This window comes from Sphingomonas sp. Leaf343 (assembly GCF_001423765.1).
Lineage (GTDB): Bacteria > Pseudomonadota > Alphaproteobacteria > Sphingomonadales > Sphingomonadaceae > Sphingomonas.
The window spans coordinates 422,033-445,068 of sequence record NZ_LMPG01000010.1 but is presented as its reverse complement, the minus strand read 5'-3'; the positions used below and the strand labels follow the sequence as shown (position 1 = coordinate 445,068).

General features: G+C 67.3%; 26 protein-coding genes. 12 read left to right on the top strand and 14 right to left on the bottom strand.

The features are described from left to right. Nucleotides 1-2: 2 nt before the first annotated feature. Nucleotides 3-830 (bottom strand): type I methionyl aminopeptidase, encoded by an 828-nt coding sequence (gene map, locus ASG07_RS07340; RefSeq protein WP_055843874.1) that lies wholly within the window; start codon nt 828-830, stop codon nt 3-5. A 51-nt stretch (nt 831-881) separates the two neighbouring features. Between map and ASG07_RS07335 the strand changes: the two genes are divergently transcribed. The 3 genes from ASG07_RS07335 to ASG07_RS07325 all read left to right on the top strand — a co-directional run bounded on the left by ASG07_RS07335 (nt 882) and on the right by ASG07_RS07325 (nt 4,859). After that, on the top strand, nt 882-1,652 hold the full coding sequence (locus tag ASG07_RS07335; protein ID WP_055843872.1) for a competence/damage-inducible protein A: 771 nt from the start codon (nt 882-884) through the stop codon (nt 1,650-1,652). A 155-nt stretch (nt 1,653-1,807) separates the two neighbouring features. Further along, entirely contained in the window at nt 1,808-4,303 is a 2,496-nt protein-coding gene (locus tag ASG07_RS07330) for a PhoX family protein (protein WP_201780974.1), read from the top strand. A 148-nt stretch (nt 4,304-4,451) separates the two neighbouring features. Further along, a complete protein-coding gene (locus tag ASG07_RS07325) occupies nt 4,452-4,859 on the top strand; it encodes a DUF2501 domain-containing protein (protein ID WP_055843870.1) in 408 nt (135 codons plus the stop codon). A gap of 85 nt (nt 4,860-4,944) precedes the next feature. On the opposite strand, the gene ASG07_RS07320 is transcribed toward ASG07_RS07325, so the two are convergent. Together ASG07_RS07320 and ASG07_RS07315 are read right to left on the bottom strand one after the other, a co-directional pair. Beyond that, a complete protein-coding gene (locus ASG07_RS07320) occupies nt 4,945-5,502 on the bottom strand; it encodes a hypothetical protein (RefSeq protein WP_156361777.1) in 558 nt (185 codons plus the stop codon). Nucleotides 5,503-6,078: 576 nt separating this feature from the next. Then, nucleotides 6,079-6,591 carry a hypothetical protein gene (locus ASG07_RS07315; protein WP_055843866.1) on the bottom strand — a complete coding sequence of 171 codons (513 nt, stop codon included), beginning with the start codon at nt 6,589-6,591 and terminating at the stop codon, nt 6,079-6,081. 113 nt (nt 6,592-6,704) lie between these two features. Here ASG07_RS07315 and ASG07_RS07310 point away from each other — a divergent pair, with 113 nt between their 5' ends. Further along, nucleotides 6,705-7,076, top strand: coding sequence for a PRC-barrel domain-containing protein (locus ASG07_RS07310; RefSeq protein WP_055843864.1), 372 nt, complete (start codon nt 6,705-6,707; stop codon nt 7,074-7,076). Here the strand turns inward: ASG07_RS07310 and ASG07_RS07305 are convergent. Both ASG07_RS07305 and uvrB read right to left on the bottom strand, forming a co-directional pair. Then, entirely contained in the window at nt 7,073-7,471 is a 399-nt protein-coding gene (locus ASG07_RS07305; protein WP_055843862.1) for a hypothetical protein, read from the bottom strand. The genes ASG07_RS07310 and ASG07_RS07305 overlap by 4 nt on opposite strands. Beyond that, nucleotides 7,468-9,666, bottom strand: a complete 2,199-nt coding sequence (gene uvrB, locus ASG07_RS07300) for an excinuclease ABC subunit UvrB (protein WP_055843860.1) — start codon at nt 9,664-9,666, stop codon at nt 7,468-7,470. Before uvrB ends, ASG07_RS07305 begins: the two co-directional genes overlap by 4 nt. Before the next feature lie 121 nt (nt 9,667-9,787). Here uvrB and ASG07_RS07295 point away from each other — a divergent pair, with 121 nt between their 5' ends. Beyond that, complete coding sequence (locus tag ASG07_RS07295; RefSeq protein ID WP_055843858.1) at nt 9,788-10,615, top strand: ferredoxin--NADP reductase; 828 nt, start codon at nt 9,788-9,790, stop codon at nt 10,613-10,615. 29 nt (nt 10,616-10,644) lie between these two features. On the opposite strand, the gene ASG07_RS07290 is transcribed toward ASG07_RS07295, so the two are convergent. Beyond that, nucleotides 10,645-11,463: an arylamine N-acetyltransferase family protein gene (locus tag ASG07_RS07290; RefSeq protein WP_055843856.1), complete on the bottom strand. Its 819-nt coding sequence runs from the start codon at nt 11,461-11,463 to the stop codon at nt 10,645-10,647. Nucleotides 11,464-11,547: 84 nt separating this feature from the next. On the opposite strand from ASG07_RS07290, the gene ASG07_RS07285 reads away from it, so the two are divergent. Then, nucleotides 11,548-12,882 (top strand): amidohydrolase, encoded by a 1,335-nt coding sequence (locus tag ASG07_RS07285; protein ID WP_055843853.1) that lies wholly within the window; start codon nt 11,548-11,550, stop codon nt 12,880-12,882. Continuing rightward, nucleotides 12,879-13,265 (top strand): VOC family protein, encoded by a 387-nt coding sequence (locus ASG07_RS07280; RefSeq protein WP_055843851.1) that lies wholly within the window; start codon nt 12,879-12,881, stop codon nt 13,263-13,265. Before ASG07_RS07285 ends, ASG07_RS07280 begins: the two co-directional genes overlap by 4 nt. Before the next feature lie 89 nt (nt 13,266-13,354). Here the strand turns inward: ASG07_RS07280 and ASG07_RS07275 are convergent, their stop codons facing one another. After that, nucleotides 13,355-14,617: an MBL fold metallo-hydrolase gene (locus ASG07_RS07275; RefSeq protein WP_055843849.1), complete on the bottom strand. Its 1,263-nt coding sequence runs from the start codon at nt 14,615-14,617 to the stop codon at nt 13,355-13,357. A gap of 127 nt (nt 14,618-14,744) precedes the next feature. Between ASG07_RS07275 and ASG07_RS07270 the strand changes: the two genes are divergently transcribed. Then, entirely contained in the window at nt 14,745-16,337 is a 1,593-nt protein-coding gene (locus ASG07_RS07270; protein ID WP_055843847.1) for an amidase, read from the top strand. On the opposite strand, the gene ASG07_RS07265 is transcribed toward ASG07_RS07270, so the two are convergent. Next, a complete protein-coding gene (locus ASG07_RS07265; protein WP_055843845.1) occupies nt 16,277-16,717 on the bottom strand; it encodes a DUF4345 domain-containing protein in 441 nt (146 codons plus the stop codon). The two genes, ASG07_RS07270 and ASG07_RS07265, sit on opposite strands and share 61 nt — an antisense overlap. Then, entirely contained in the window at nt 16,714-17,166 is a 453-nt protein-coding gene (locus ASG07_RS07260) for a DUF2721 domain-containing protein (protein ID WP_055843843.1), read from the bottom strand. The genes ASG07_RS07265 and ASG07_RS07260 overlap by 4 nt, the downstream gene beginning before the upstream one ends. A gap of 62 nt (nt 17,167-17,228) precedes the next feature. Here ASG07_RS07260 and ASG07_RS07255 point away from each other — a divergent pair, with 62 nt between their 5' ends. After that, nucleotides 17,229-18,293: a GNAT family N-acetyltransferase gene (locus tag ASG07_RS07255; RefSeq protein ID WP_055843841.1), complete on the top strand. Its 1,065-nt coding sequence runs from the start codon at nt 17,229-17,231 to the stop codon at nt 18,291-18,293. 81 nt (nt 18,294-18,374) lie between these two features. After that, nucleotides 18,375-18,737 carry a response regulator gene (locus ASG07_RS07250; RefSeq protein ID WP_168377317.1) on the top strand — a complete coding sequence of 121 codons (363 nt, stop codon included), beginning with the start codon at nt 18,375-18,377 and terminating at the stop codon, nt 18,735-18,737. 1 nt (nt 18,738) lies between these two features. Here the strand turns inward: ASG07_RS07250 and ASG07_RS07245 are convergent, their stop codons facing one another. The 5 genes from ASG07_RS07245 to trmB all read right to left on the bottom strand — a co-directional run bounded on the left by ASG07_RS07245 (nt 18,739) and on the right by trmB (nt 21,446). Next, nucleotides 18,739-19,257: a hypothetical protein gene (locus ASG07_RS07245; RefSeq protein ID WP_156361776.1), complete on the bottom strand. Its 519-nt coding sequence runs from the start codon at nt 19,255-19,257 to the stop codon at nt 18,739-18,741. Continuing rightward, nucleotides 19,187-19,675 carry a hypothetical protein gene (locus ASG07_RS07240; protein ID WP_156361775.1) on the bottom strand — a complete coding sequence of 163 codons (489 nt, stop codon included), beginning with the start codon at nt 19,673-19,675 and terminating at the stop codon, nt 19,187-19,189. Before ASG07_RS07240 ends, ASG07_RS07245 begins: the two co-directional genes overlap by 71 nt. Nucleotides 19,676-19,711: 36 nt before the next feature. After that, the gene (locus ASG07_RS07235; RefSeq protein ID WP_055843833.1) at nt 19,712-19,966 is read right to left on the bottom strand and encodes a hypothetical protein; all 255 of its coding nucleotides are present in this window, start codon (nt 19,964-19,966) and stop codon (nt 19,712-19,714) included. Nucleotides 19,967-20,060: 94 nt separating this feature from the next. Beyond that, on the bottom strand, nt 20,061-20,531 hold the full coding sequence (locus tag ASG07_RS07230; protein WP_055843831.1) for a response regulator transcription factor: 471 nt from the start codon (nt 20,529-20,531) through the stop codon (nt 20,061-20,063). A gap of 234 nt (nt 20,532-20,765) precedes the next feature. Further along, complete coding sequence (trmB, locus tag ASG07_RS07225) at nt 20,766-21,446, bottom strand: tRNA (guanosine(46)-N7)-methyltransferase TrmB (RefSeq protein WP_055843829.1); 681 nt, start codon at nt 21,444-21,446, stop codon at nt 20,766-20,768. Between the two features lie 104 nt (nt 21,447-21,550). Between trmB and ASG07_RS07220 the strand changes: the two genes are divergently transcribed. Together ASG07_RS07220 and ASG07_RS07215 are read left to right on the top strand one after the other, a co-directional pair. Then, nucleotides 21,551-22,375 (top strand): formate/nitrite transporter family protein, encoded by an 825-nt coding sequence (locus ASG07_RS07220; RefSeq protein WP_055843827.1) that lies wholly within the window; start codon nt 21,551-21,553, stop codon nt 22,373-22,375. After that, nucleotides 22,368-22,979: a phosphatase PAP2 family protein gene (locus tag ASG07_RS07215; protein WP_055843824.1), complete on the top strand. Its 612-nt coding sequence runs from the start codon at nt 22,368-22,370 to the stop codon at nt 22,977-22,979. Before ASG07_RS07220 ends, ASG07_RS07215 begins: the two co-directional genes overlap by 8 nt. Nucleotides 22,980-23,036: the final 57 nt, after the last annotated feature.

Genomic DNA, 23,036 nt, shown 5'->3' with positions numbered 1-23,036 from the left:
CGTCAATCGTAAGGCGGCTGGGGATAGCCCCGGGGCGACATGGTGAAAATCTCGCAGCCGTCGTCGGTGATGCCGATCGAGTGTTCGAACTGCGCCGACAGCGAGCGGTCGCGCGTCACGGCGGTCCAGCCGTCGTCGAGCAGCTTCACGTCGGGGCGGCCGATGTTGATCATCGGTTCGATCGTGAAGATCATGCCGGGCCGCAGTTCCGGGCCGGTACCGGGGCGGCCGACATGGACGACTTCCGGGGCGTCGTGAAACAGGCGACCCACGCCGTGACCGCAGAAATCACGCACGACGCCGTAGCGGTGCTTTTCCGCGTGTCGCTGGATCGCGTGGGCGACGTCTCCCATGTGGTTGCCGGGTTTCGCCTGCTTGATGCCGAGCATCAGGCATTCGTAGGTGACCTCGACCAGCCGCCGCGCCTTCAGCGGCACGTCGCCGATCAGGTACATGCGGCTCGAGTCGCCATGCCATCCATCGACGATCGGGGTGACGTCGACGTTGACGATGTCGCCGGACTTCAACGTCTTTTCGGACGGGATGCCGTGGCAGACGACATGGTTGATCGAGATGCAGGTCGAATGCGTGTAGCCGCGATAACCGAGCGTCGCAGGCACGCCGCCGCCGGCCAGTACGAAGTCGTAGATCAGTCGGTCGAGCTCCGCGGTGCTGACGCCCGGCACCATGTGCGGGACGAGCATGTCGAGCGTTTCGGCGGCGAGCCTGCCCGCCTTGTGCATGCCGGCGAAGGCGGCGGGGCCGTGGAGCTTGATGGCGCCGGTGCGCGCATCGGGCGCGTCGGAGGTGACGGTCACGTATTCGGTCATACGCGCTGATATAGCGTGGCGGGCGGCGCTTTGCGAGGCTATGCGGGCGCTATGGAGAGCAGCCGCATCTGGACCGCCGCCCTCGTCGTGATCGGCGACGAGATCCTGTCTGGCCGGACGCAGGACAAAAACGTCGCGCAACTGGCGGCCTGGCTCAACGTGCAGGGGATCCGCCTCGCCGAGGTCCGCGTCGTCGCGGACCGGGAGGAGGCGATCGTCGAGGCGGTGAACACGCTTCGCGCGCGCAACGATTACCTGTTCACGACGGGGGGCATCGGCCCGACGCATGACGACATCACCGTCGATGCGATCGCGGCGGCGCTGGGCGTCTCGGTCGTCCATCATCCGGACGCACTGGCGACGCTGGAGGCCTATTACCAGACGCGCGGCGGCATGACGGAGGCGCGGGCGCGGATGGCGCGCGTGCCGGAGGGCGCGACGCTGATCGAGAACCGCGTGTCGGGCGCACCGGGCATCCGCTGGGGAAATATCTTCATCATGGCGGGCGTGCCGCACATCACGGCGGGGATGCTCGACCGGCTGACCGGTACGCTGGAGGGAGGACGTCCCGTCGTGTCGCGCACGATCGGTTGCTGGGTCGCGGAGAGCGAGGTGGCCGACCTGCTGAGAGCGACGGAGAAGGCGTATGCCGATGCGGAAGGTGGCATCGCGATCGGCAGCTATCCCTTTTTCCGCGAGGGTCGGGTGGGTGCGAACTTCGTCGTCCGCAGCCCGGATGCGGCGCAGGTCGATGCCTGCATCGCCGATCTGACGGCCGCACTGGTCGCGACCGGGCGGGAGGTGACGGACGGCGGCATTTGAACGAATCCGGCGCCTCGCCAGTGACTTGATGAAGGCGCTGTCATCGAACTGACGCCAAGCTGTCGCCATTTCGCAACGCGTACGTCACGGTGTTGTTATGCGACACCTGCATTGCGCCCCCATCGGCCGGCCACGGCCATACCGGGGGACACCAGATGACGATCCTGAACGCCGACGCGCTCGCCTATGACGATGGCGACGTCGATACCAACCGCTCGCAGAACCGGCATCTCAGCGACCTGATCGCGGTCCGCTATTCGCGTCGCCAGACGCTGATGGGTGGCCTGCGCGCGGCCGGGGCGGCGGCGTTCGGCGGCATGCTGCTGACGGCCTGCGGCGACGGCGACGACGATGGCGGCGAAACCGCGGTCGTCAGCGCCGGCCAGAACATCACCACCAGCGGCGGCAAGACGGTGCAACTCGCCGGTTCGATCACCAGCGGCACGGCGGCGTCGGTCCAGTGGGAGCAGACGTCCGGCACGCCGGTGAACCTGAGCGGCGCGACGACCAACACCGCCACCTTCTCCGCGCCCGCCGTGACTGCGCAGACGCCGCTGGTGTTCCGCTTCACCGCGACCAGCCCGGATGGCGTACGTTCGCTGTCGGAGACGACGGTCACGCTGATGCCGACGATGCTGGGCTTCACCGCCGTGTCGAAGAGTCTGGCAGACGTGGTCGCGGTGCCGACCGGTTACAGCGTGTCGGTGCTGTACCGGCTGGGCGATCCGATCTCCGCCAGCGTTCCCGCCTATGCCAATGACGGCACCGATTCGAACTTCGCGCAGCGCGCGGGCGACCATCATGACGGCATGAGCTATTTCGGCCTGTCCGCCAGCGGCAGCGCGCCGGACCCGACCAGCAGCCTGCGCGGCCTGCTGGCGATGAATCACGAGAATATCACCGAGTCGTATCTACACACCGCCGGCGTCACGTCGGTGGGTGGCGCACGTCCCGCCGCAGAGGCGATCAAGGAGATCGAGGCGCACGGCGTTTCGGTGATCGAGGTCGCCCGTGCTTCCGCCACGGGCGCCTGGAGCTACACGCAGGGATCGTCGCTCAACCGCCGCATCACGCCGAACACGCCGATGAGCTTCAGCGGGCCGGTGCGCGGCAATGCCATCCTGCGCACGCGGCAGTCGACCGACGGCACCGCCGGTCGCGGCACGATCAACAATTGCGCGAACGGCACGATGCCGTGGCACACCTATCTGACCTGCGAAGAGAATTGGGCGGGATATTTCCGTCGCGACACCGGCGACGTCGCCGCCCGTACCGCCGCCGGCCGCGCCAAGGAGAACGTCTCGCTGGCCCGTTACGGCATCGGTCAGGGCCGCGCGGGCAATTACGCGTGGTCGACCGCGGTACCGACCGACGCCAGCAGCACCGTCTTCGCGCGCTGGAACGCGACGATGGTCGCAGGCACGCCGACCGACGGCACGGGCGATTTCAGCCACGAACCCTTCACCTTCGGCTGGGTGGTGGAGATCGATCCGTTCGACCCCGCCTCGACTCCGCGCAAGCGCACCGCGCTGGGCCGCATGAACCATGAGGGCTGCGAGGCCGGCCGGATGATCGCCGGCGTCAAGCCCGCCTTCTACATGGGGGACGATGCCCAGAACGAGTATATCTACAAGTTCGTGTCGGCGACGCCGTGGTCGGCGGCGGATGCCACGGCCACCAACCGGCTGGCGATCGGCGACAAATATCTCGACTCGGGCACGCTGTACGTCGCCAAGTTCGCTGCGGACGGGAGCGGCCAGTGGCTGCCGCTGGTATTTGGTCAGGGGCCGCTGACCAGCGCCAATACGACCTACGCCTTTGCCGATCAGGCGGACGTGCTGGTCAATTGCCGCCTCGCCGCCGACGCGCTGGGCGCGACGCCGATGGATCGTCCGGAATGGACCGCGGTCAACCCGGCAACGGGCGAGATGTACTGCACGCTGACCAACAACTCGTCGCGCTCTGCGGGCCGCGTCGATGCCGTCAACCCGCGCGCCTACACCGACCCGAAGGTCGATGGCCGGGCGGCGAGCACCGGCAACGTCAACGGCCATGTGGTTCGCCTGCGCGAGACGGCGGATACGTCGGAAGCGACGACCTTCACATGGGACATCTACGCCTTCGGTGCGGGATCCGACCTCGACCCGGCGAACATCAACCTGTCGCAGCTGGATGCCACAAACGACTTCTCGTCGCCGGACGGCATGTGGTTCGGCCTGTCGAGCAACGTCACGGGTCAGGCGACGCCGTTGCTGTGGTTGCAGACCGATGACGGATCGTACACCGACGTAACCAACTGCATGATGCTGGCGGCGATCCCCGGCACGGTCGGCGACGGCGGGACGCGGACCGTCGTCAATTCGCTGAACGGTGCTTCGAGCAGCGCGACGACGCGGATCGGCAAGGCGCCCGGCACGACGCTGCGCCGGTTCCTGGTCGGGCCGAAACAGTGCGAGATCACCGGCATCCACTCCACCCCGGACGGCAAGTCGCTGTTCGTAAACATCCAGCATCCCGGCGAGGGCGGTGGTGCCGGCAACAACACGTCAAGCTGGCCGAATACCCAGACCGGTGCCGCGACGGGCACGTCACGTCCCCGGTCGGCGACGATCGTCATCACCAAGGATGACGGCGGCGTGGTCGGAATCTAGGTAAGGGGCGGCGTGACGACGGGACGGTGCGGTTCGCCTTAACTCTTCCGTCGCTTCGCCGCTCGTCCTTCGCAGAGACGGGTTGAATCGGGAACGGCCGGACGGCCGGGCTGTTGACGGTCGTAATCCTCTATCGAAGAGACCGGATATGAAAACCCTGCTCGCGACCGCCCTTTTGGTCTCACCCGCCATCGCCGTGGCGCAGACGAACTCCGCACCGCAAACCGCCGCACCGCGTGCCGGCGGGTTGCTGGAGCAGGCGGGCGGTCTGCTGGGCGGGGGACTGCCGCAACTGGGCGCGATCGGCGCGGGCAATGCCGCCGGGTTGCTGGGCTATTGCGTGAAGAACAACGTCCTCGGCGGCGCGAACGCGAGCGGCATCCTCGGCAAGTTGGCCGGGCAGCAAGGTGTGGCGAACTCCCCCGGTTTCCTCGCCGGCCAACGGGGAACCGTGCAGACGGGCGGCGATGAAGGACTGTCGCTCGCCAGCCTGAAAGGCCGCGTCAAGACGCAGGTCTGCAATCAGGTGCTGAAGCGGGCGCAATCCTTTTTGTGACAGCCCCTTTCGGGACGATATGTGGTCCGCGGGCGCAGGGATGTGGATCGGCTCGCCGCCAGGGCGAGCGCGGGTTGACGGGCGTCTAGTGTGTCGCGCTACCGGTATTCAGCCGCCGCTGCCAGATGTCGACACAGGCCTTAACGGCGCTGCTGCAAACCAGAGCGATACCCGCGGTCCAGCCCGTGACGAACATCAGCGGGACGGCGTTCGCCGCCTTCTCCGCCGTCGCCGCGATGACGACGGTGCCGATCGCCTGCCCGATCGGCATTACGACTACCGTGGTAACGGCGAGGACCACCAAAACCAGCTTCGGCCGATCTGCAAACTTGGCGATGACCGCTTTGGCGTGCGCGGCAATCGGTACCGCCGCCACGAAAGATACGCCTGCCAGCAGAAGGAGGGGCGCGCTGCCCGCCGGATGAAGATGACCGGCGGCGTTCCAGCCGCCGATGCTCACTATTTTCGAGAGCAGCAGGTAGCTCGCCAGCGGGATATACAGGAGCCCCCAGCAGAGCACGCCCAGCATTCCAAGGTCGCTGAGATCGCCTGCGATACGAGCCGTTTTAGGATAGCGTCGGCGGTTCGCATGACGCCAGCCACTGACGATCGCGAGCGCACAGAGAAGGGGAGCCGGAAGCATGCCGCGTCCTTTATGCCACGCCGACCGAGTCGTGGCCGACGCAGCGCAGGATGACGCGGATACTGCGCGATGTCACGCGGTTGCGACGGTCTTGGCCCGAGCGGCGCTGAGCGAAATGGCGTCGCGTGCGGAGGATTCTGCCGACTTCCCGTCGGCGGTTCGGCCTTCGGCCCGTATCGCCGACGCATCGGGCGAGGACCTTGGCCCCAAAGTCCCCGGCCGTAAAACCCGGAGGCAACTGCGATAGATATGAGAAGAGGTTGTCGAGCGCCTCCCGGCGACCCGACAACCCCTAAACATGGTCAGCGGCCGGAGAGCTCCAGCCCGGGAAACCATGATGCCTCTGACATCCTCGTCATGCCGTTGACTGGGGGAGGATACCCCCCGGCACGATTCAAACGGATGTCAGAAGCGAGTCCCCCGAACGAACTGAACCGACCCCACTGCTGAACCATGAGACATCGGATCACCTCCTTTCGCTTGTTGATAGCCATGTGACCGGCACCGGTCACGATCGGAATGTGCGGTGTCGGAGCGCCGGATACAAGGGGTTTCTGCGGACTTGCGACCAGCCGTTCAGCGGCAGTCCTGTACGACGCGGCCGACCTCCGCATACGGGGGGATCACCAACGTCGGCGCGGTCGGCTGCTGGATGACGAAACGGCCCCGGCTGAACGCCATCGCGTCGAGCAGCGGGTCGGTCGCAGCGAAGGCGGCGGCGACATAGGGCGGAGTGCCGCCGGTCGACTGGACCGCGATCGCGCGGGTCGTACTGGTCGTGCGGATCGTCAGCGGAGTCACCGCCGCACCGCTGCGGGAAAGATAGATCTGCCGCGCGGCCATGTCGCAGCGGATAGTCAGGCCGGCGTCGCTGCCGGTCGGCCCAAACAAGGCGAGGCTGCCACGGGCGTCGCGGCGATAGCTCCATGTCCCGGGCGTCACCGGCCAGTCCTGCCAATCGCCTGATAACGCGACGGGTTTCGGCGGCGGCGGCAGTGCGACGGGCGCTGTTGGCGCAGGTGCGCGCTGTACGGGAGGGGCGACGCAGCCGGCGACGATCAGGGTGAGCAACAGGGGGGAAGCGCGCATCGCCCTCGTCTAGGCACGGCAGCAGCGATGCTCAACCCGCGTACGCCGCCGTTCGGGCATGGAACCGGCAGGCCGCGCCACAGGTTCGACCGGCGACCACCACGGAGTAATTCATGTCTACCGAACAGGCCCCCACCCAGTTGCTGATCCAGTCCAACGTTGCGCACACGCTGAAGGTGGAAAGCCGCGACGGTGATGCGGTGGGGCAGGTCTATTCGTTCATGGTCCACAAGGGGTCGGGTCGCACCACGCATGCGGTACTGTCGCTCGGCGGGTTCCTCGGGATGGGCAAGAGCTTCTACCCGGTACCATTCGGTCTGCTCCAGTTCGACCCGGTGCGCGACCTGTACGTCATCACCGTCGACCGTCGCCTGCTGGAGGGCGGGCCGAGCTGGTCCAACAACGCGCCGGTGTTCGACCAGGCCTATGCCGACCGCGTCGCCAGCTATTACGGCGTATCCGGCGAGGATCTGAACGCGGGCTAAACGGGCGAGGGCGGCGGGACGATCAAGCGATCGTTTCGCCGCAAGACCCGGAGCAGCCAGACGTACAGGACGCCCAGCACGGCCACGGCAGTCGAGATCGCGCTGGCCAGCCAGCCAATCACGATCGCGAAGCTGGAGCCGTCGCCCGGGCCTGCGACCACGGCGGCGTACAATACATAGCCCCATCCCATCGACAGGATCGCCAGCACCGCGCTCCAGATCGTCCTCGTATGCCGATCGCCGGCACTGGCGATCAGCAGCGGCAGGAGGATCGGGCTGCCCACCAGCGACAGGCGTAGCGCCAGCATGTCGGGCGCGCGATGATAACCGGACACGATCAGGATTGCGGCGGTCAGGAACGCCGCAATCCACAAGCTGGCGAGCGGGTATCTCATCGCCCGCCGCGCCGCCCGCCCATCCGCATCTTCGACTCCTTGCCGTAGCGGGTCTTGCGCGTGCCCGGCTTGCCCTCGTTGCTGCGGCCCATGACGGGCGCTTTCTGTTCGTGGCTGGGCAGGCCGAGTTCGTCGTTTTCCAGCGCGCGAATCTCGTCCCGCAAACGACCGGCGGTTTCGAATTCGAGGTCCGACGCGGCCTTGCGCATCTGCTTCTCGAGGTCCTCGATATAGGCGCGCAGATTGTGGCCGACCATGTGCGGGCGGTCCTCGTCGATCGGGATGGTGACCTGATCGCCCTGCGATACGTGTGCGATGATGTCGCCGATGTTGCGGCGGATCGTCGTCGGCGTGATGCCGTGGATGGTGTTGTATTCTTCCTGCTTCTCGCGGCGGCGGCCGGTTTCGTTCATCGCCCGCTCCATCGATCCGGTGATGCGGTCGGCATAGAGGATGACGCGGCCGTCGACGTTGCGCGCGGCGCGGCCAATCGTCTGGATCAGCGAGGTTTCGGAGCGCAGGAAGCCCTCCTTGTCGGCGTCGAGGATCGCGACCAGCCCGCATTCGGGGATGTCCAGCCCCTCGCGCAGCAGGTTGATGCCGATCAGCACGTCGTAGACGCCCAGCCGCAGGTCGCGGATCAGTTCGATGCGCTCCAGCGTCTCCACGTCGCTGTGCATGTAGCGGACCTTGATGCCCGCCTCGTGCATGAACTCGGTCAGGTCTTCGGCCATCCGCTTGGTCAGGGTAGTGACGAGCGTGCGGTAGCCGGCCTCCGCGGTCTTGCGGCATTCGACGATCAGATCCTGCACCTGCTCCTCGACCGGCTTGATCTCGATCGGCGGGTCGATCAGCCCGGTCGGGCGGATGACCTGTTCGGCGAAGACACCGCCGGTCTGCTCCATCTCCCACGGGCCGGGCGTTGCCGAGACGCAGACGGTCTGCGGGCGCATGGCGTCCCATTCGTTGAAGCGCAGCGGCCGATTGTCGATCGCGGAGGGCAGGCGGAAGCCATACTCGGCCAGCGTGATCTTCCGACGGTGATCGCCGCGCGACATGCCGTTGATCTGCCCGATCGTCTGGTGCGACTCGTCGACGAACAGCAGCGCGTTTTCGGGTAGATATTCGAACAGCGTGGGCGGCGGCTCGCCGGGCAGGCGGCCGGTCAGGAAGCGGCTGTAATTCTCGATGCCGTTGCAGCTGCCGGTCGCGGCGATCATCTCCAGATCGAAATGCGTGCGCTGTTCGAGACGCTGGTGTTCGATCAGCTTCCCCTCCGCCTCCAGCTCCTTCAGCCGTTCGGACAGCTCGTGCTTGATGGCCTCGGCGGCCTGCTTCATCGTCGGGCCGGGCGTGACATAGTGGCTGTTGGCGTAGACGCGCACGCTGTTGAGGGTGGCCGATTTCTTCCCGCTCAAAGGATCGAATTCGACGATCTCCTCGATATCGTCGCCGAAGAAGCTGATCCGCCACGCGCTGTCTTCATAGTGCGACGGGAAGAGTTCCAGCGTGTCGCCCTTCACGCGGAAATTGCCGCGCTGGAAGGCCGCGTCATTGCGCTTGTACTGGAGCGCGACGAGCTTGCGGACGATCTCGCGCTGGTCGACGGTCTGGCCCTTTTTCAGGTCGAAGATCATTGCCGAATAGGTTTCGACCGAGCCGATGCCGTACAGGCACGATACCGACGCGACGATGATGACGTCGTCCCGCTCCAGCAGCGATCGCGTCGCCGAGTGGCGCATCCGGTCGATCGCTTCATTGATCGACGATTCCTTCTCGATGTACGTGTCCGACCGGGGGACGTACGCCTCGGGCTGGTAATAGTCGTAATAGCTGACGAAATATTCGACCGCGTTGTTCGGAAAGAACGACTTGAACTCGCCGTAAAGCTGCGCCGCGAGGATCTTGTTCGGCGCGAGGATCAGGGCGGGGCGCTGCAATGCTTCGATCACCTTGGCCATCGTGAAGGTCTTGCCCGAGCCGGTGACGCCGAGCAGCACCTGATCTTTCTCACCCGTCAGTGCGGTATCCACGAGTTCGCGGATCGCGGTCGGCTGGTCGCCGGAGGGGGTGTATTCGCTGACCAGTTCGAAGCGTTTGCCGCCCTCCACCTTTTCGGGGCGGGCGGGGCGGTGGGGTACGAAGTTCTCGCCGGTTTCCGGTTCGGACAGGTTCGTGCGGATCTGGATGGCCATGCGGGCGAATATGGGGAACGGGAGCGGAACAGGCAACGTGGGGCGTGCCCAAGATGCGCTATGGTTGCAATGCAGCGGAGCCGCCCATATTGCGCATTGTTCGCAAAACATCGGAAGCTTGATGACCGACACTGTCACGACCGCGGAGCGCGCGCCTGCGCTGATCCCGGAGAATGCCACTTTCCTGACGTCGAAGGTGCTGTGGGTGCGCCACTGGAACGAGCATCTGTTCTCGTTCGCGATTGAGCGGCCAGAGACGTTCCGCTTCCGCTCGGGCGAGTTCGTGATGATCGGCTTGCCGGGCGACAAGAAGCCGCTGATGCGCGCCTATTCGATCTGCTCGCAGCATTATGCGGAAGAGCTGGAATTCCTGTCGATCAAGGTGCCGGACGGTCCGCTGACCTCGCGCCTCCAGTCGATCGAGGCGGGCGACGAGCTGTATCTGGGCAAGAAGCCGGTTGGCACGCTGGTGACCGATGCACTGCTCGGCGGGAAGCGCCTTTTCATGTTCGCGACGGGCACGGGCCTCGCGCCTTTCCTGAGCCTGGCGCGCGATCCCGACGTGTACGGGATGTTCGACGAGGTGGTGATCGTCCACTCGGTGCGGCGCGTGTCGGACCTCGCCTATCACGATGAACTGTCGTCGCGATTGAAGGACGATCCGTTGGTTGCGGACGAGGCGGCGGCGCAGTTCCATTACGTGCCGACCGTGACGCGCGAGCCGTTCCACACGTCGAAGCGGATCGGCGGCCTGATCGAGGACGGCAGCCTGTTCGCCGAGCGCTTGCAGGGGCCGCAGCATCTCGACCCGGAAAACGACCGCGTCATGCTGTGCGGTTCGACCGAGATGATCCACCAGACGGCGAAGATGCTGGACGAGCTGGGTTTCGTGGAGGGTTCGAACTCGCAGCCCGGGACCTACGTGATCGAACGGGCGTTCGTGGGGTGAACCGGTCCTCGCCCTCGCGAGGGAGGATGTCAGGTGAAGAGGCCCAGTCCGGCGACCTCCTCCTTCGTCAGGGCGATGCCGAACATCAGGCCGAGGCGCATGCGGTAGACGCGCGGGTCGTCGATCATACCCGCGGTCTCGTTGTCGCCAGCGCGACGGCGATAGGCGCGGTCCGTCAGCCCCGCGAAACCGTGCGGCAGGACGATGCTGGCGACGACGTGGCTGGTGAAGCGCGTGCCCGGTGCGGTCGAGGTCCAGTGGTTGCTGAGCGCGAGGTCGGCCTGTTCCACGGTCGCCAGCGTGAAGCCGTATTGACGCTGCCACCCGGCACCGCCGCCGCGACCGTCGGTCGTCGCCGCCGGTCCGTCGCGTAGCAGCAGCCATCCGTCGCCCTCCACGACCAGCAGGAAGCGGGCACCGTCCGGCGCCGTCGCCTCGGCCCCGTCGACCAGCGGCATCGGCGGGGCATAGCTGCCGCCGAAGCCGGCATCGGCGATCCAGTGCTGGCCCTCGACCGTTACGAGGCTGAAGGTGTGAGTCAGTGGTGGCGGGGTGGTCATGTCCAGCCATACGCGCGCCAGTAGCGGGCGAACCGCGAAGCCCAGCGCCGCCAGCGCATCGCGGAACAGCCGGTCCTGTTCGAAGCAATACCCTCCGCGACGCGCCGTCACCAGCTTGTCGAACACCGCTGCGCCGTCGATCGCGATGCCGCGGCCGAGCGCCACGTCGATATTCTCGAACGGCACCGCCAGACGATGCGCGAGTTGCAGGCGGGCGAGACCGGCGGCGTCGAGGGTGGGGCGGGCCGGCATGTCGATGCGGGCGAGGTAGGCGTCGAGGTCGAACATGGCATCGGGCTTTAACCGCAGCGGGGCCACTGGCGCCAGCCGCAAGCACGGCTATGCTGTCCGGTATCAGGGGGGAGCCGAGACATGCGCCACATCATCGCCGCCGGGCTGCTCGTTGCCGGGATATCGCCCGTCGCGGCGCAGACGCCCGATTGGGCCGCGGCCGTCAAAGCCGATTACGATCGCGATCTGGGGCAGATGTGGGACTGGTTCCACCGCAATCCCGAACTGTCGATGAAGGAGGTGAAGACCGCCGCGCGCATGGCCGCCGCATTAAAGGCGGTGCCTGGCGTGGTCGTGACGGAGAAGGTCGGCGGCACCGGCGTGGTCGGCGTGCTGAAGAACGGTGTTGGGCCCGTCGTGCTGGTCCGCGCCGATATGGACGGCCTGCCCGTCGAGGAGAAATCCAGCCTTCCGAACGCATCGACGGTGCGGCAGGTCGGTGTCGACGGCGTCGAAGCGCCGGTGATGCACGCCTGCGGCCATGACACGCACATCACCGCGCTCGTCGCGACGGCACGGAGGCTGGCCGCGTTGAAGGATCGGTGGCGCGGGACGGTGGTGTTCGTGGTGCAGCCCGCGGAAGAGCGGGTCGGGGGCGCGGAGGCGATGTTGAAGGACGGGCTCTACACGCGCTTTCCCAAGCCGGAATACGCACTGGCCTTCCACGTCGACTCCGAACGCGCGACCGGAACGGTGTCGGCGTCCGAGGGCATCCAGTACTCGTCGTCCGATTCGGTCGACATCACCGTGCCCGGGGTCGGCGCACACGGGGCTAGCCCGCATATGGGCAAGGACCCGGTATACATGGCGTCACAGCTCGTCATTGCCCTTCAGGGGGTCATCAGCCGAGACCGCCAGCCGCTCGATCCCGGCGTCATCACGGTCGGATCGTTCCACGCCGGGTTGAAACACAACATCATCTCCGACGTCGCCAGATTGCAGGTGACGGTGCGCGCCAATGACGAGGCGACACGGGCGAGGCTGATCGCCGGAGTCAAGCAGGTCGCGCGCGGCGTCGGTGTGATGAACGGCATGGCCGAGGACAGGATGCCGGTCGTGACCGTGACCGAAGGCACGCCGACGACGATCAACGACGCAGCGCTGGCCCGCCGCCTCAACGCGACGCTTGCGAAGACATTGGGCGCGGACAAGGTCGCAGTCTTTCGCCAGAAGGGTATGGGCGCGGAGGACTTCGCCTATTTCGTGCAGCCGGAGACGGGGGTGAAGAGCTATTACTTCTCGGTCGGCGGCACGCCGCAGGCGGCGATCGACGCCGCCCGCAATGGCGGACCGCCGGTGCCGTCGCACCACTCCCCTCTCTTCAAGATCGCGCCGGAGCCGGCGATCGTCACCGGCGCGGTGGCGATGACGGCGGTGGTGCTCGACCTGCTGCCCCCGGAAGGACCACGCTCGTGATCGGTTACGTAACGCTCGGCACCAACGACCAGCCGAGGGCACTGGATTTCTATGACGGCCTGATCGGTGAACTCGGCGGGCGGCGGCTGTCGACATTGCCCGATGCGCGCGGGTTCACGCTCTACGGGACGAAGCGCGGCGAGCCGATGCTGGCGATCACGCGGCCCTATGACGGGGGGATCGCGAAGCCCGGTAACGGCACGATGGTCGCGCTGGGCATGGCCAGCCGGGCGCAGGTCGACGTGGTGTATGCGCGGGCACTGGAACTGGGGGCGACGGACGACGGGGCGCCGGGGTCGCGCGGCCCGGACGCGATGGACTTCTACGGCGCGTATGTGCGCGATCCGGATGGCAACAAGCTGTGTTTCTATCGCATGGGGTGAGGGCGGGGTTCGCCGTCGACCAGACCCTGCTGGCAGCTCAGCCGGACACTTCCCCGGCCCTGCCGGGAAGGTGACGTGAACGGCGTGATCTACCGTAGCGATCTCACCGCCGGCGTGTTCAGGCATCCGGCGAGTCCCGCCGCCCCTCGTTCGCGGAAGGGAGTATAGGGCGCGACATCGACCGGGCGGCCGATCCGGACCATGTCGAAGCCGCGTTGGCCGCGGCAGGCCGTGACCGCCTTCAGCAAGGCGGGCGGTGTGCGGAACTGTTCGTAGGACAGGCGGAAGGTGCCCCAGTGGATCGGGATCGCCGTGGTCGCACCCAGTCGGGCGCGGACTTCGGCTGCCTGGATCGGACCGATATGGCTGCCGCTGGACATCTGGCCGGGTACGAAGCGGAACGCCCCGATCGGGATCAGCGCCAGCCGGATCGGGCCGAATGCGGCCGCTTCGCCGGGCCAGCGGCCGTCGCCGAAGCCGGTATCGCCTGCGAAAAAGACATTGCCGCCGGGCAGGTGTACCACGAAGCTGGACCAGAGCGCGCGGTTGCGATCGGTGAACCAGCGGCTGCCCCAATGGTGGTTGCGCGTCACGGCCACGCGGATCGTATCGTTCCAGTAACGCGCAGGCGCGATCTGCGGGCGACCTCTCACCGCCACCCATTGCCGCCAGTCCGCGGCCACGGCGGGTATGCCGCGAGAGCGCAGGATGGCGTCGTTGCCCAGACTGGTGACGATCATCGGCCGGTCGCGTCGCCAGATCGTCTGCAGCGTGGCGAGATCGAGATGGTCGTAGTGATTGTGGCTGACGAGCACGAGATCGATCCGCGGCAAGTCGGCCAGCGCGATGCCGGGTCGCGCGACGCGCCGAGGACCGAAGCCGAGCGGCCCGGCTTTCTCCGCCCAGACCGGGTCGGTCAGGATGTTGAAGCCGGGCACCTGCACCAGCACCGACGCATGGCCCACCCACGTCACCCGCATCGGCGTGCGCGCGACCTCTGCCGACGAGGCGGCGACCGGGGTCGGGGTGGAGGGCAGGGGCGGCAGCAGGTCCCCGGACCGGGCCGCGCGGATCGGAACCGTGTCGGGCCAGAGCGGGCGGCCGTCGCTGCCCGTCAGATAGCGCCAGAAGAAGGACGCGCGCCCGCCGCCACCGGGAGGGCGGATCGTGTCGTCGTCGCCATCCGGGTTGGCGAAATGCTCGCCATCGAAATGACCGCTCTCTGGCCCCGCGTAATAGAGGCGATCGAGATAGCGAGGAACGATGGTTGCAGCAAAGCAGACGCCGATCACGACGAACAACAGGATTTTGCCGAGGATCTTCGCGAAGGCGGGCAAGACGGATCCTGACATGCGGGTGGTGGTGATAACGCAGGTTAGCGTTTGGTAGTTCACATGGCAGGGCCATGTCGCCACCGAAATGGTTGCGCCGCAATGAAGCGGCTGCTTTGGTAGGCATGCATCCAAAGGTTCGGGGGAAATGATGAAGCGTTCGTCGATGGTTGCCGCGCTCGCCCTGTGCCTCGTCCCGATTCCGGCTGCGGCGCGCTTCGTGCCCGTCGAGGAACAGTCGATTGCCGATCTGCAAGCTCTGATGAAGGCGGGCAAGGCGTCGAGCATCGATCTGGTGAAGGCGTATCTCGACCGGATCGCCAAGCTGGACCGGAAGGGACCGACGCTGCGGTCGGTGATCGCTATAAATCCCGACGCGCTGGATCAGGCCAGGGTGCTGGATGCGGAGCGGAAGGCCGGGCGGGTGCGCGGGCCGCTGCACGGTGTGCCGATCCTCATCAAGGACAATATCGAAACCGCGGACGCGATGCCGACGACCGCCGGAAGTCTGGCGTTGAAGGACAATCTGACGCGGCGGGACGCGCCCGTGGTGGCGGAGTTGCGCCGGGCTGGCGCGATCATTCTGGGAAAGACGAACCTGAGCGAGTGGGCGAACATCCGCTCCACCCGGTCGATGAGCGGGTGGAGCGCGGTCGGCGGACTGGTCCGCAATCCCTATGCGCTGGACCGGACCGCCTGCGGATCGTCGTCGGGCTCCGGCGCGGCGGTGGCGGCGAGCCTCGCGGCGGCGGCGGTGGGCTCCGAAACCGACGGATCGGTGGTGTGTCCGTCGGCGATCAACGGGCTTGTCGGGCTGAAGCCGTCGATCGGCCTCGTCAGCCGCACGCATGTCGTGCCGATCAGCCATTCGCAGGATACGCCCGGACCGATGGCGAAGACGGTGCGCGACGTCGCGACGATGCTGTCGGCGATGGTTGCCGCCGATCCGGCCGATGCCGCGACACAGGGGGCGAGGACGACGGACTATGTCGCGGGCCTGTCGACCAGCGCGCTGTCGGGCCTGCGCATCGGCGTCGTGCGGCCGGAGATGCCCGTCGACCTTGAACGCGCCTACCAGAAGGCGCTCGACACGCTGAAGGCGGCGGGCGCGATTCTCGTCGAGGTGAAGCGGCCGAAGCTGGACGGGCTGGGCGAGGCCGAGTTGCTGGTTCTCCAGACCGAGTTGAAGGCCGATCTCGATAGTTATCTCGCGACGACGCCGGCGGCGGTGACGACGCGGACGCTGGATCAGGTGATCGCGTTCAACGCGGCCAACCGCGCGACCGAGATGCCGTTCTTCGAACAGGAGACGTTCGAGGCGGCGGCGAAGACGAAGGGGCTGAACGATCCTGCTTATAGGGCAGCGCGCGCCAAGTCGCTGCGGCTGGCAGGTGTGGAGGGGATCGACGCGATGCTGGAGGATGCGCGCGCGACGCTGCTGGTCGAGCCGACCTATGCGGCGGCGTGGCTGTCCGATCCGGTTTACGGCGACCAGTATGACGGCCCGTCCTCATCGGAACTGCCGGCGGTGGCGGGCTATCCGAACCTGACGGTGCCGATGGGGCTGGTGCGCGGGTTGCCAGTGGGGCTGTCGTTCATCGCCCACAAATATGGCGAGGCGACGGTGCTGGGCGCGGGCTATGCCTACGAGCAACTGACGAAGGCGCGGGTCGCGCCGCATTACCTGCCCAGCGCCGACGTCGGGGCCGGGCTGGCGGGGGCGGGCGCGCCGGCGAGATAACGGCGCGCGAAGCCCGCCTGCCACAGCATCAGCAGCGGCACCACGATCGTCTCCATGCCCAGTCCGAGGACGTGACCGGTCGACGGCACCCCGACCGCGAGCAGCGATACGCCGCGCGCCAGTCCGCCGACGACGATCAGCCCGCCGAGCAGGCGGAAGCGGGGGCCCTTGGTCTCGACCGCCGGCACGCAACTAAGAAAGCCGAGGCCGGTCGCGAAGAAGATGCCGGATATGTACCGGAAATGGCTGTCGAGATCGCGCGGCACGTCGGTCAGGTGACCGAAGGGGGCGGGACCGTGGACGATACCCTGTCCGCCGACGATCAGCGGCAACAGGCAGGCGACGAGGATCACCGCTTGTAGCGCGCGTTTCTCGATCACTTCAGCAGTTCCTGCCGGACGTGGATCGCCCGCAGCGACACCCGGACCTCGATCATGAAGCTGGCCAGCGCCGCCACCAGCAGGATCATCGCGAGGATGAACGACAGCGCGACGATCGTCGCCAGATGCAGCTTCGCCAGCGTCGCGATGAACAGGCAGGCGATGACGATGCAGGTCATGATCGCGCTCGACACGGCAAGGAACAGCGCGTGGTTGATGATCGAGATGCGGCGATCGAGCAGGCGCAGTTCCCAGACATGGCGGTCATGCTCCGGCCCGCTGGAGCGCGGGTGAAGCACCTCCAGCGCGCGGGTGCGGTCGACGACGCGGCTGAGGCGGCCGGCGAGGACGTTCAGAAGCTGGCCGATGCCCGCGAGCAGGAACACCGGCGCCAGCGATAGCGCGATCGTTTGGGCAACGGTCGTCACGCCGGGCAGGGTGGGGATCATGCGCAATGCCTCTGGGCTTGGTATCGGTGCTTGGTAAGGACTTCCTGTCTAGGGAGTGCGCGATGAACGGTCCATCCTCCGCGATCTGGCATGACGGGCTTCCCGCCGCGATCGACGCGGTGGCGGCGGCCGCGCCGGGCCCGCACCGGTTCCTGCGCCGGGCATGGTACGCCGCCGCCGTACGTGACAACGCGCGGACCCTGATGGTGGAGGGCCGGCTGGCGTTGCCGGTGGTGGCGCGTGGGCCGCGTTGGCTGGGACTGTCGGAAGTGCCCGGATGCTACTGGCCGTTGCGCAGTTTCCCGCTGGCCGATCCCGATGCGGTTGCGGTGGCGCTGCCGATGCTGGAACGGGGCGTGCGGGCGCTGAGGATCGGACCTGTGCCGGATGGCGATGCGGGGGTCGTGCCGCTGGTCGCGGCGGCGCGCGCGGCGGGCTGGGCAGTGCTGGACCGGTTCGTCGCGGACAGCTGGCTGCTCGATCTGGCGGCGTTGCGGGCTGCAGGCGGCTGGCCGCGCAACTCGACGCTGAAGAAGAATCGGTTCCACGAGAAGCATCTGGCCGAACACGGTGCGCTGGAGTGGCGGTTCCTGGGCGCGGACGACTGGCCAGCGGCGTTCGACATGCTGGGCGAGGTCGAGCACAAAAGCTGGATCGCCGCGCGCACCAACGGGCGCGACGCCAAGTTCACGCATGATGGCCATCTGGCATTCTGGCGCGCGGCGGCACGCGATCCGGCGCTGGCGGCGATGATGCGCGCGGCGCTGCTGACGGTCGACGGTCGGCCGGCGGCGTTCTCGTTCGACATGGAGACGGGCGGGACCTGTTATGCCATCGCCAACAGCTACGATCCGGCGTTCGCCAAACATTCACCGGGCAAGCTGCTCTACTGGCGCAATCTCTCGGCGATGCTGGCGCGGGAGATCGGCGTGGTCGACTGGGGTGCGGGCGACAGCGGCTACAAGCAGGTGATCGGCGCGAAACGAGGCCCGGCGATGCGCGACTGGCTGCTGGTCCGGCCGGGCGTCGCGGGGGCGGTCGCACGGCGGCTGGCATCCGTCTGGAGTCGGAGCGGGCAAGGCTCCGGTGCGGACGATCGCGGGCACGCTCCGTCGCAACCGGGTTAAAGTGGCGGCAACCGAAAACTAAGGACCTGTCCCTATGCCGATCGCGGCGGCGACCGGATGCCGACATGGGAGAATCGAACAATGTCCTGCACCGTGCTCATCGTCGAAGATGACCCGACGGTGCTTGCGTTCCTTGAGGAAGGACTGACCGACCGTGGCTATGCCGTCGTCAGCGCGCGCAGCGGTGGCGAGGCGCTGAGCGTGCTCGGCATGGGGCTTGACGACATTGCGATGCTGGTCGCGGACATCCGCATCGGCGCCGGCGTCGATGGATGGGAGATCGCCCGCTGCGCACGGGAGATCGCGCCCGACTTCCCGATCGTCTACATCACCGGCGACAGCGCCTCCGCCCACGAACTCGAAGGCGTGGCGAACAGCCGCCTTTTGCAGAAGCCGTTCGGCGGCGAGGAACTGGCGAAGGCGATCGAGGCGCTGCTGCCCTGATCTACACTCCGTCGAGATAGCGCAGCATCAGCTCGATCGCGGTCGGGGTGATGCCGATCATCTCCTGACCGCTCTTGGGCGCGGTCCAGCGATGCGCGAGACCCGATTCGCTGAGCACCAGCAGCCAGCGTCGCCCGTTGGCAGGCGCGACATGCCGCGCGATCAGGTCGGCGGTCGATCGCGACACCCCGTCCTCATGCGCGATGAACAGGTCGAGCAGGATATCCCAGGCCGGTTCGCTGAACACCGCGCCGAATCGCCCGAAGGCTGCGTCGCGGTTGCGCCGCTGCTGATACAAGGCACGCGCCTTTTCGGCGTCGGTCGGCGAATCCGGACCGCGGGCGGGCATCGTGCCGAAGGGTTCGGGCGACGCTTCCTGGCTCTGGGCGACGGACACCGCGACCTTCTTCAGCGCCTCCATCAATCGTTGAAGCGCAACGCGATCCTCGTCAGACCAGCGGGTCAGCCGGACGTCCGGCCCCGTCTGTGCATCGGGTTTCCCCGCTCCAGGACGGGTCATCGCCGAAATCCCGCAGCCGCTGTCGATGCCGGACCGTCCCCGCGACGAGCAGCGCCATTAAAGGATAGGCGATCTGCCCGATGCTCCAGGCATAGACCAGCGGCACCAGCGCGCGGTCGACGATCCTGACGAGATGGATTGCGACGGCCACCAGTTGCAGCGCCGCAAGCCAGATCGGCCAGTAGCGATCGGCCCGCAGCGCCACCGCCGTGAAGGCGACGAACAGCAGCGCATCCACCCCGAACCCGCTCCAGTCGAGCCACAGGAAGGTCGATCCGGGATCGTAGGGCAGCAGGGCCGTCGCCGCATTGGCCACGAACATCAGCCCCGCTACGATGCGCTCCGGTGCGCCCCCGCCCCAGACGGCGAAGGCGACGACGGCGATCAGCACGACGTTGAAGACGACGATGTGAAGCATCAGCGCGCTCCCCATCGTTCCACAGCGGATGGCGCATCAGGCCGCGACGGACGGCTCGGCGCGGACGCCGACCATGCCCGACGGCGGATATTTGCGGCTGTCGCCGAAATCCTCGTCGGCGGCCGTGAAGGCGATGTCGAACACGCGCGCGATCTTTTCCAGCGCCCGGTGCCCGTCGACGGTCGCGCCGCGGGCGGACGACAGGTGGACCAGCGCCTCGCTGAACGCCTTGAACACCGGTTGTCCGACGGCGGCCCCGAGCCGCTGCTCCGCCTGCGCCATCGCCAGCATCGCCGCGACCTCTCCGCCGATGGCGAAGGCGGCGTCCTGCGCGCGTTCGAATTCCCGCAGCAGCAGGAACAGGCGCTGCGCCGCGCCGGCGTCGTCATGCCTGATGGAACACGGCGACGACGAGGTGGGTGACGAAGCTGAGTCCTGCGGCGAGCATGCCGAAACCGACCGCAAAGGCGAGCGCGAGGAGCGGGATCCACGCGAGACGCTGGAGGGGACTGAGGTCATTGGAGGCCGATCCTTTGGCGCGAAAGGGAAGCCGCAGCGAACCGCTCGCCGCCGACATCGGCTTTCCTGCCGCCACGGGTTCGGCCGGAGCCACCCGCAAAGGTTGACCGGACGGTTTTTGGGGGTCCCGCTGCCGCTCATGCGCCTGAAACCAGAGGGCCGCAGTCGCGCGATCGGGCGCGGCCAGCGTTTTGGCCGCGCTGTCGAGATGGCCGTAGACGGTGGATTCGGAGATGCCGAGATCGTTGCCGATCCGCTTGGCCGACTTCAGCGCCGCCAGACCGCGCAGGACATCGCGCTGGCGCGGGGTCAGCCGGTCGAAGTTGGCGTCGGTCATCGTCCGTGAACCGCCGCGGTCGGCGACCGCGGTGTCCGCCGCGACGGTGCAGCCCGGTGCGGACCTTTACGCGATTGCGGCAATGCCCCCTGATCCCTCACGCCGTCCATTTCTTCGACCGGACCCACCCACGATGGTTGTACATGGCACAAGGCCGGCGTCCATGTCTCGGCATAACCGAGGAGTTTGAGAGAGTTGGCTGGTCGTGCTCAGAGGCGGGCCGGGGCGCAGCCGCTAAAGGCGCACGTACCGGAAATACCAGACCTCATGGCCCTGTCGCCGCGCCTTGCGCTCGTAACGGGTTTCCGGCCAGTCCGCCGGGCGGGTCAGGAAATCGGCGGTCGTCTGCGCCTGCCACGCGAAATCGCGGCGCTGGTTCATCACCATCATCGACCAGCGGCAATAGGTCGGGTCGTCGGTCCCCAAGCGGAACTCGCCGCCCGGTTTCAGCCTGGCGGCGATCGCGTCGAGCGGGCCGTGGTTCATCATCCGGCGCTTGGCATGACGCGCCTTCGGCCATGGATCGGGGTGGAGCAGGTACACGCGCTCCAGCGACGCGTCTGGCAGCCGTTCGACGACCTCCAGAGCGTCGCCCATGTGCAGGCGGACGTTATCGAGCCGTTCGTCGCGGATATGGTTGAGCGCGCCGACGACGCCGTTCAGGAATGGCTCGCACCCGATGAAGCCCGATTGTGGATGGGCGGCGGCTTGCCCGGCGAGATGCTCGCCCGCGCCGAAGCCGATTTCCAGATGCAGCGGCCGGTCGTCGCCGAACAGCGTCGCGGCATCCAGCGCTCCCGCCTCCGGCACCGCGACCTGCGGTAGTAGCTCCTCGACCAGCGCCGCCTGACCGGTCCGCAGCTTGTGGCCCTGGCGACGGCCGTAAAGGCGGCGGATGACGGCGGGATCGTTCATGGCGGCGGGCCTTAGCGTGCTCGCCCGCCCGCGCAAAGCGCTCCGCTGGAGCAAAGCGCGGGACGGGCCGTTACAGTCCCGCAATGGATTCATCCGATACACCGATGTCTCACGAACCGGGACCCGACAAGGGCGACGATGTCGAGGACCTGAAAGCAGCCGACGCCCGCGAACTGCATCGTACCGTGCGCGAAACCGGAGAGGCGGAACTGAAGCGGCCGGCGGCGGCGTTGTTCTGGTCGGGGCTTGCCGCCGGGCTGGCGATCACGACATCGCTGGTCGCGGAGGCGGCGATCCACCGTGCCCTGCCGGCCGAGGACTGGGCGGAGCTGGTGGTGGCGCTCGGTTATCCGGTGGGATTTCTGATCGTCATTCTGGGACGTATGCAGCTTTTCACGGAAAGCACCGTCACCGCGATGCTACCGCTGGTGACGCGCCCGTCGCGCTGGGCGCTGACGCGGACACTGCGTCTGTGGAGCATCGTGCTGGGTGCGAATATGACCGGCACCGCTATCGCCGCGGCACTGATCGACGCGGGTCTGCTGGGGAATGCCGAGTTGCGTCATGCTGCGATCGTCGTATCGGAACGTATTCTGGAGCTCGGCGCGTGGGACACGTTCCTCAATGCGATCCCGGCGGGCTTCTTGATCGCGATCATCGCATGGACCCTGCCCAATGCGCGTGAGCAGTCGTTCTGGGTCGTTTTCGCCATCACCTATATCGTTGCGATTGCCGGGTTCAGCCACTCGGTCGTCGGATCGGACGAGGCGTTCCTGCTGCTGTTCGATGGCCGAACGACGGTGACGCAGACGCTCTTCGCGCTGATCGGGCCGGCGGTGCTGGGCAATCTGGCCGGCGGTGCGGGCTTGTTCGCCATGCTCGCGCACGCACAGGTCAAAAGCGATGTGGAGGATGCCCCCAATGGGTAAGGCGAAGAATGCCGTGCACCGCGCCGGTCGCGCGGAACGGGCTGCCACGCATCGCGCGGCGCGACGCAGGAACGGACCGCTGCTGAACGCCGGTGTCGAGGCGGCGGAGCTTGCCGACCAGCCACCGTTGATCGCGATTTCCGTCGCGACCATCGTCATCGGCGCGCTGGCGCGGCAGCCTGCGGTGACGCGCAGCGGCGTCCGTATGCTGGCCAGCCATCTGCTCGCGACGGGCGTGAAGACGGTCCTGAAATCATCGATCGATCGCACCCGTCCTGCCCGCGCGCTGAAGGAGGGGCATCATGTCAGCAAGGGGAAGGGGGCGGAGGACACGACTCTCAACTCCTTTCCGTCCGGCCACACCGCTGGCGCGGTGGCGGTGGCACAGGCAGTGGCGACCGAGTCGCCGCGCGCCGGGCTGCCGCTGCAAGCGGCTGCGATCGCCGTCGCGGCGCTCCAGCCGAGCGGCGGCAAGCACTACTGGAGCGATGTCGTGGCCGGGGCTGCGATCGGCTGGGCCGCGGAACGGATAGCGGGTGCGGGGCTGCGGATCGCCGAGGCGGCGCTGCACGGTGCGATCGAGGGTGCCGGACGCAAGGCGTAGGAGACGCAGCGTCCGGCGGGACCGTGTGCAGGGCGGGGCCGGACGCAAAAAAGGCCT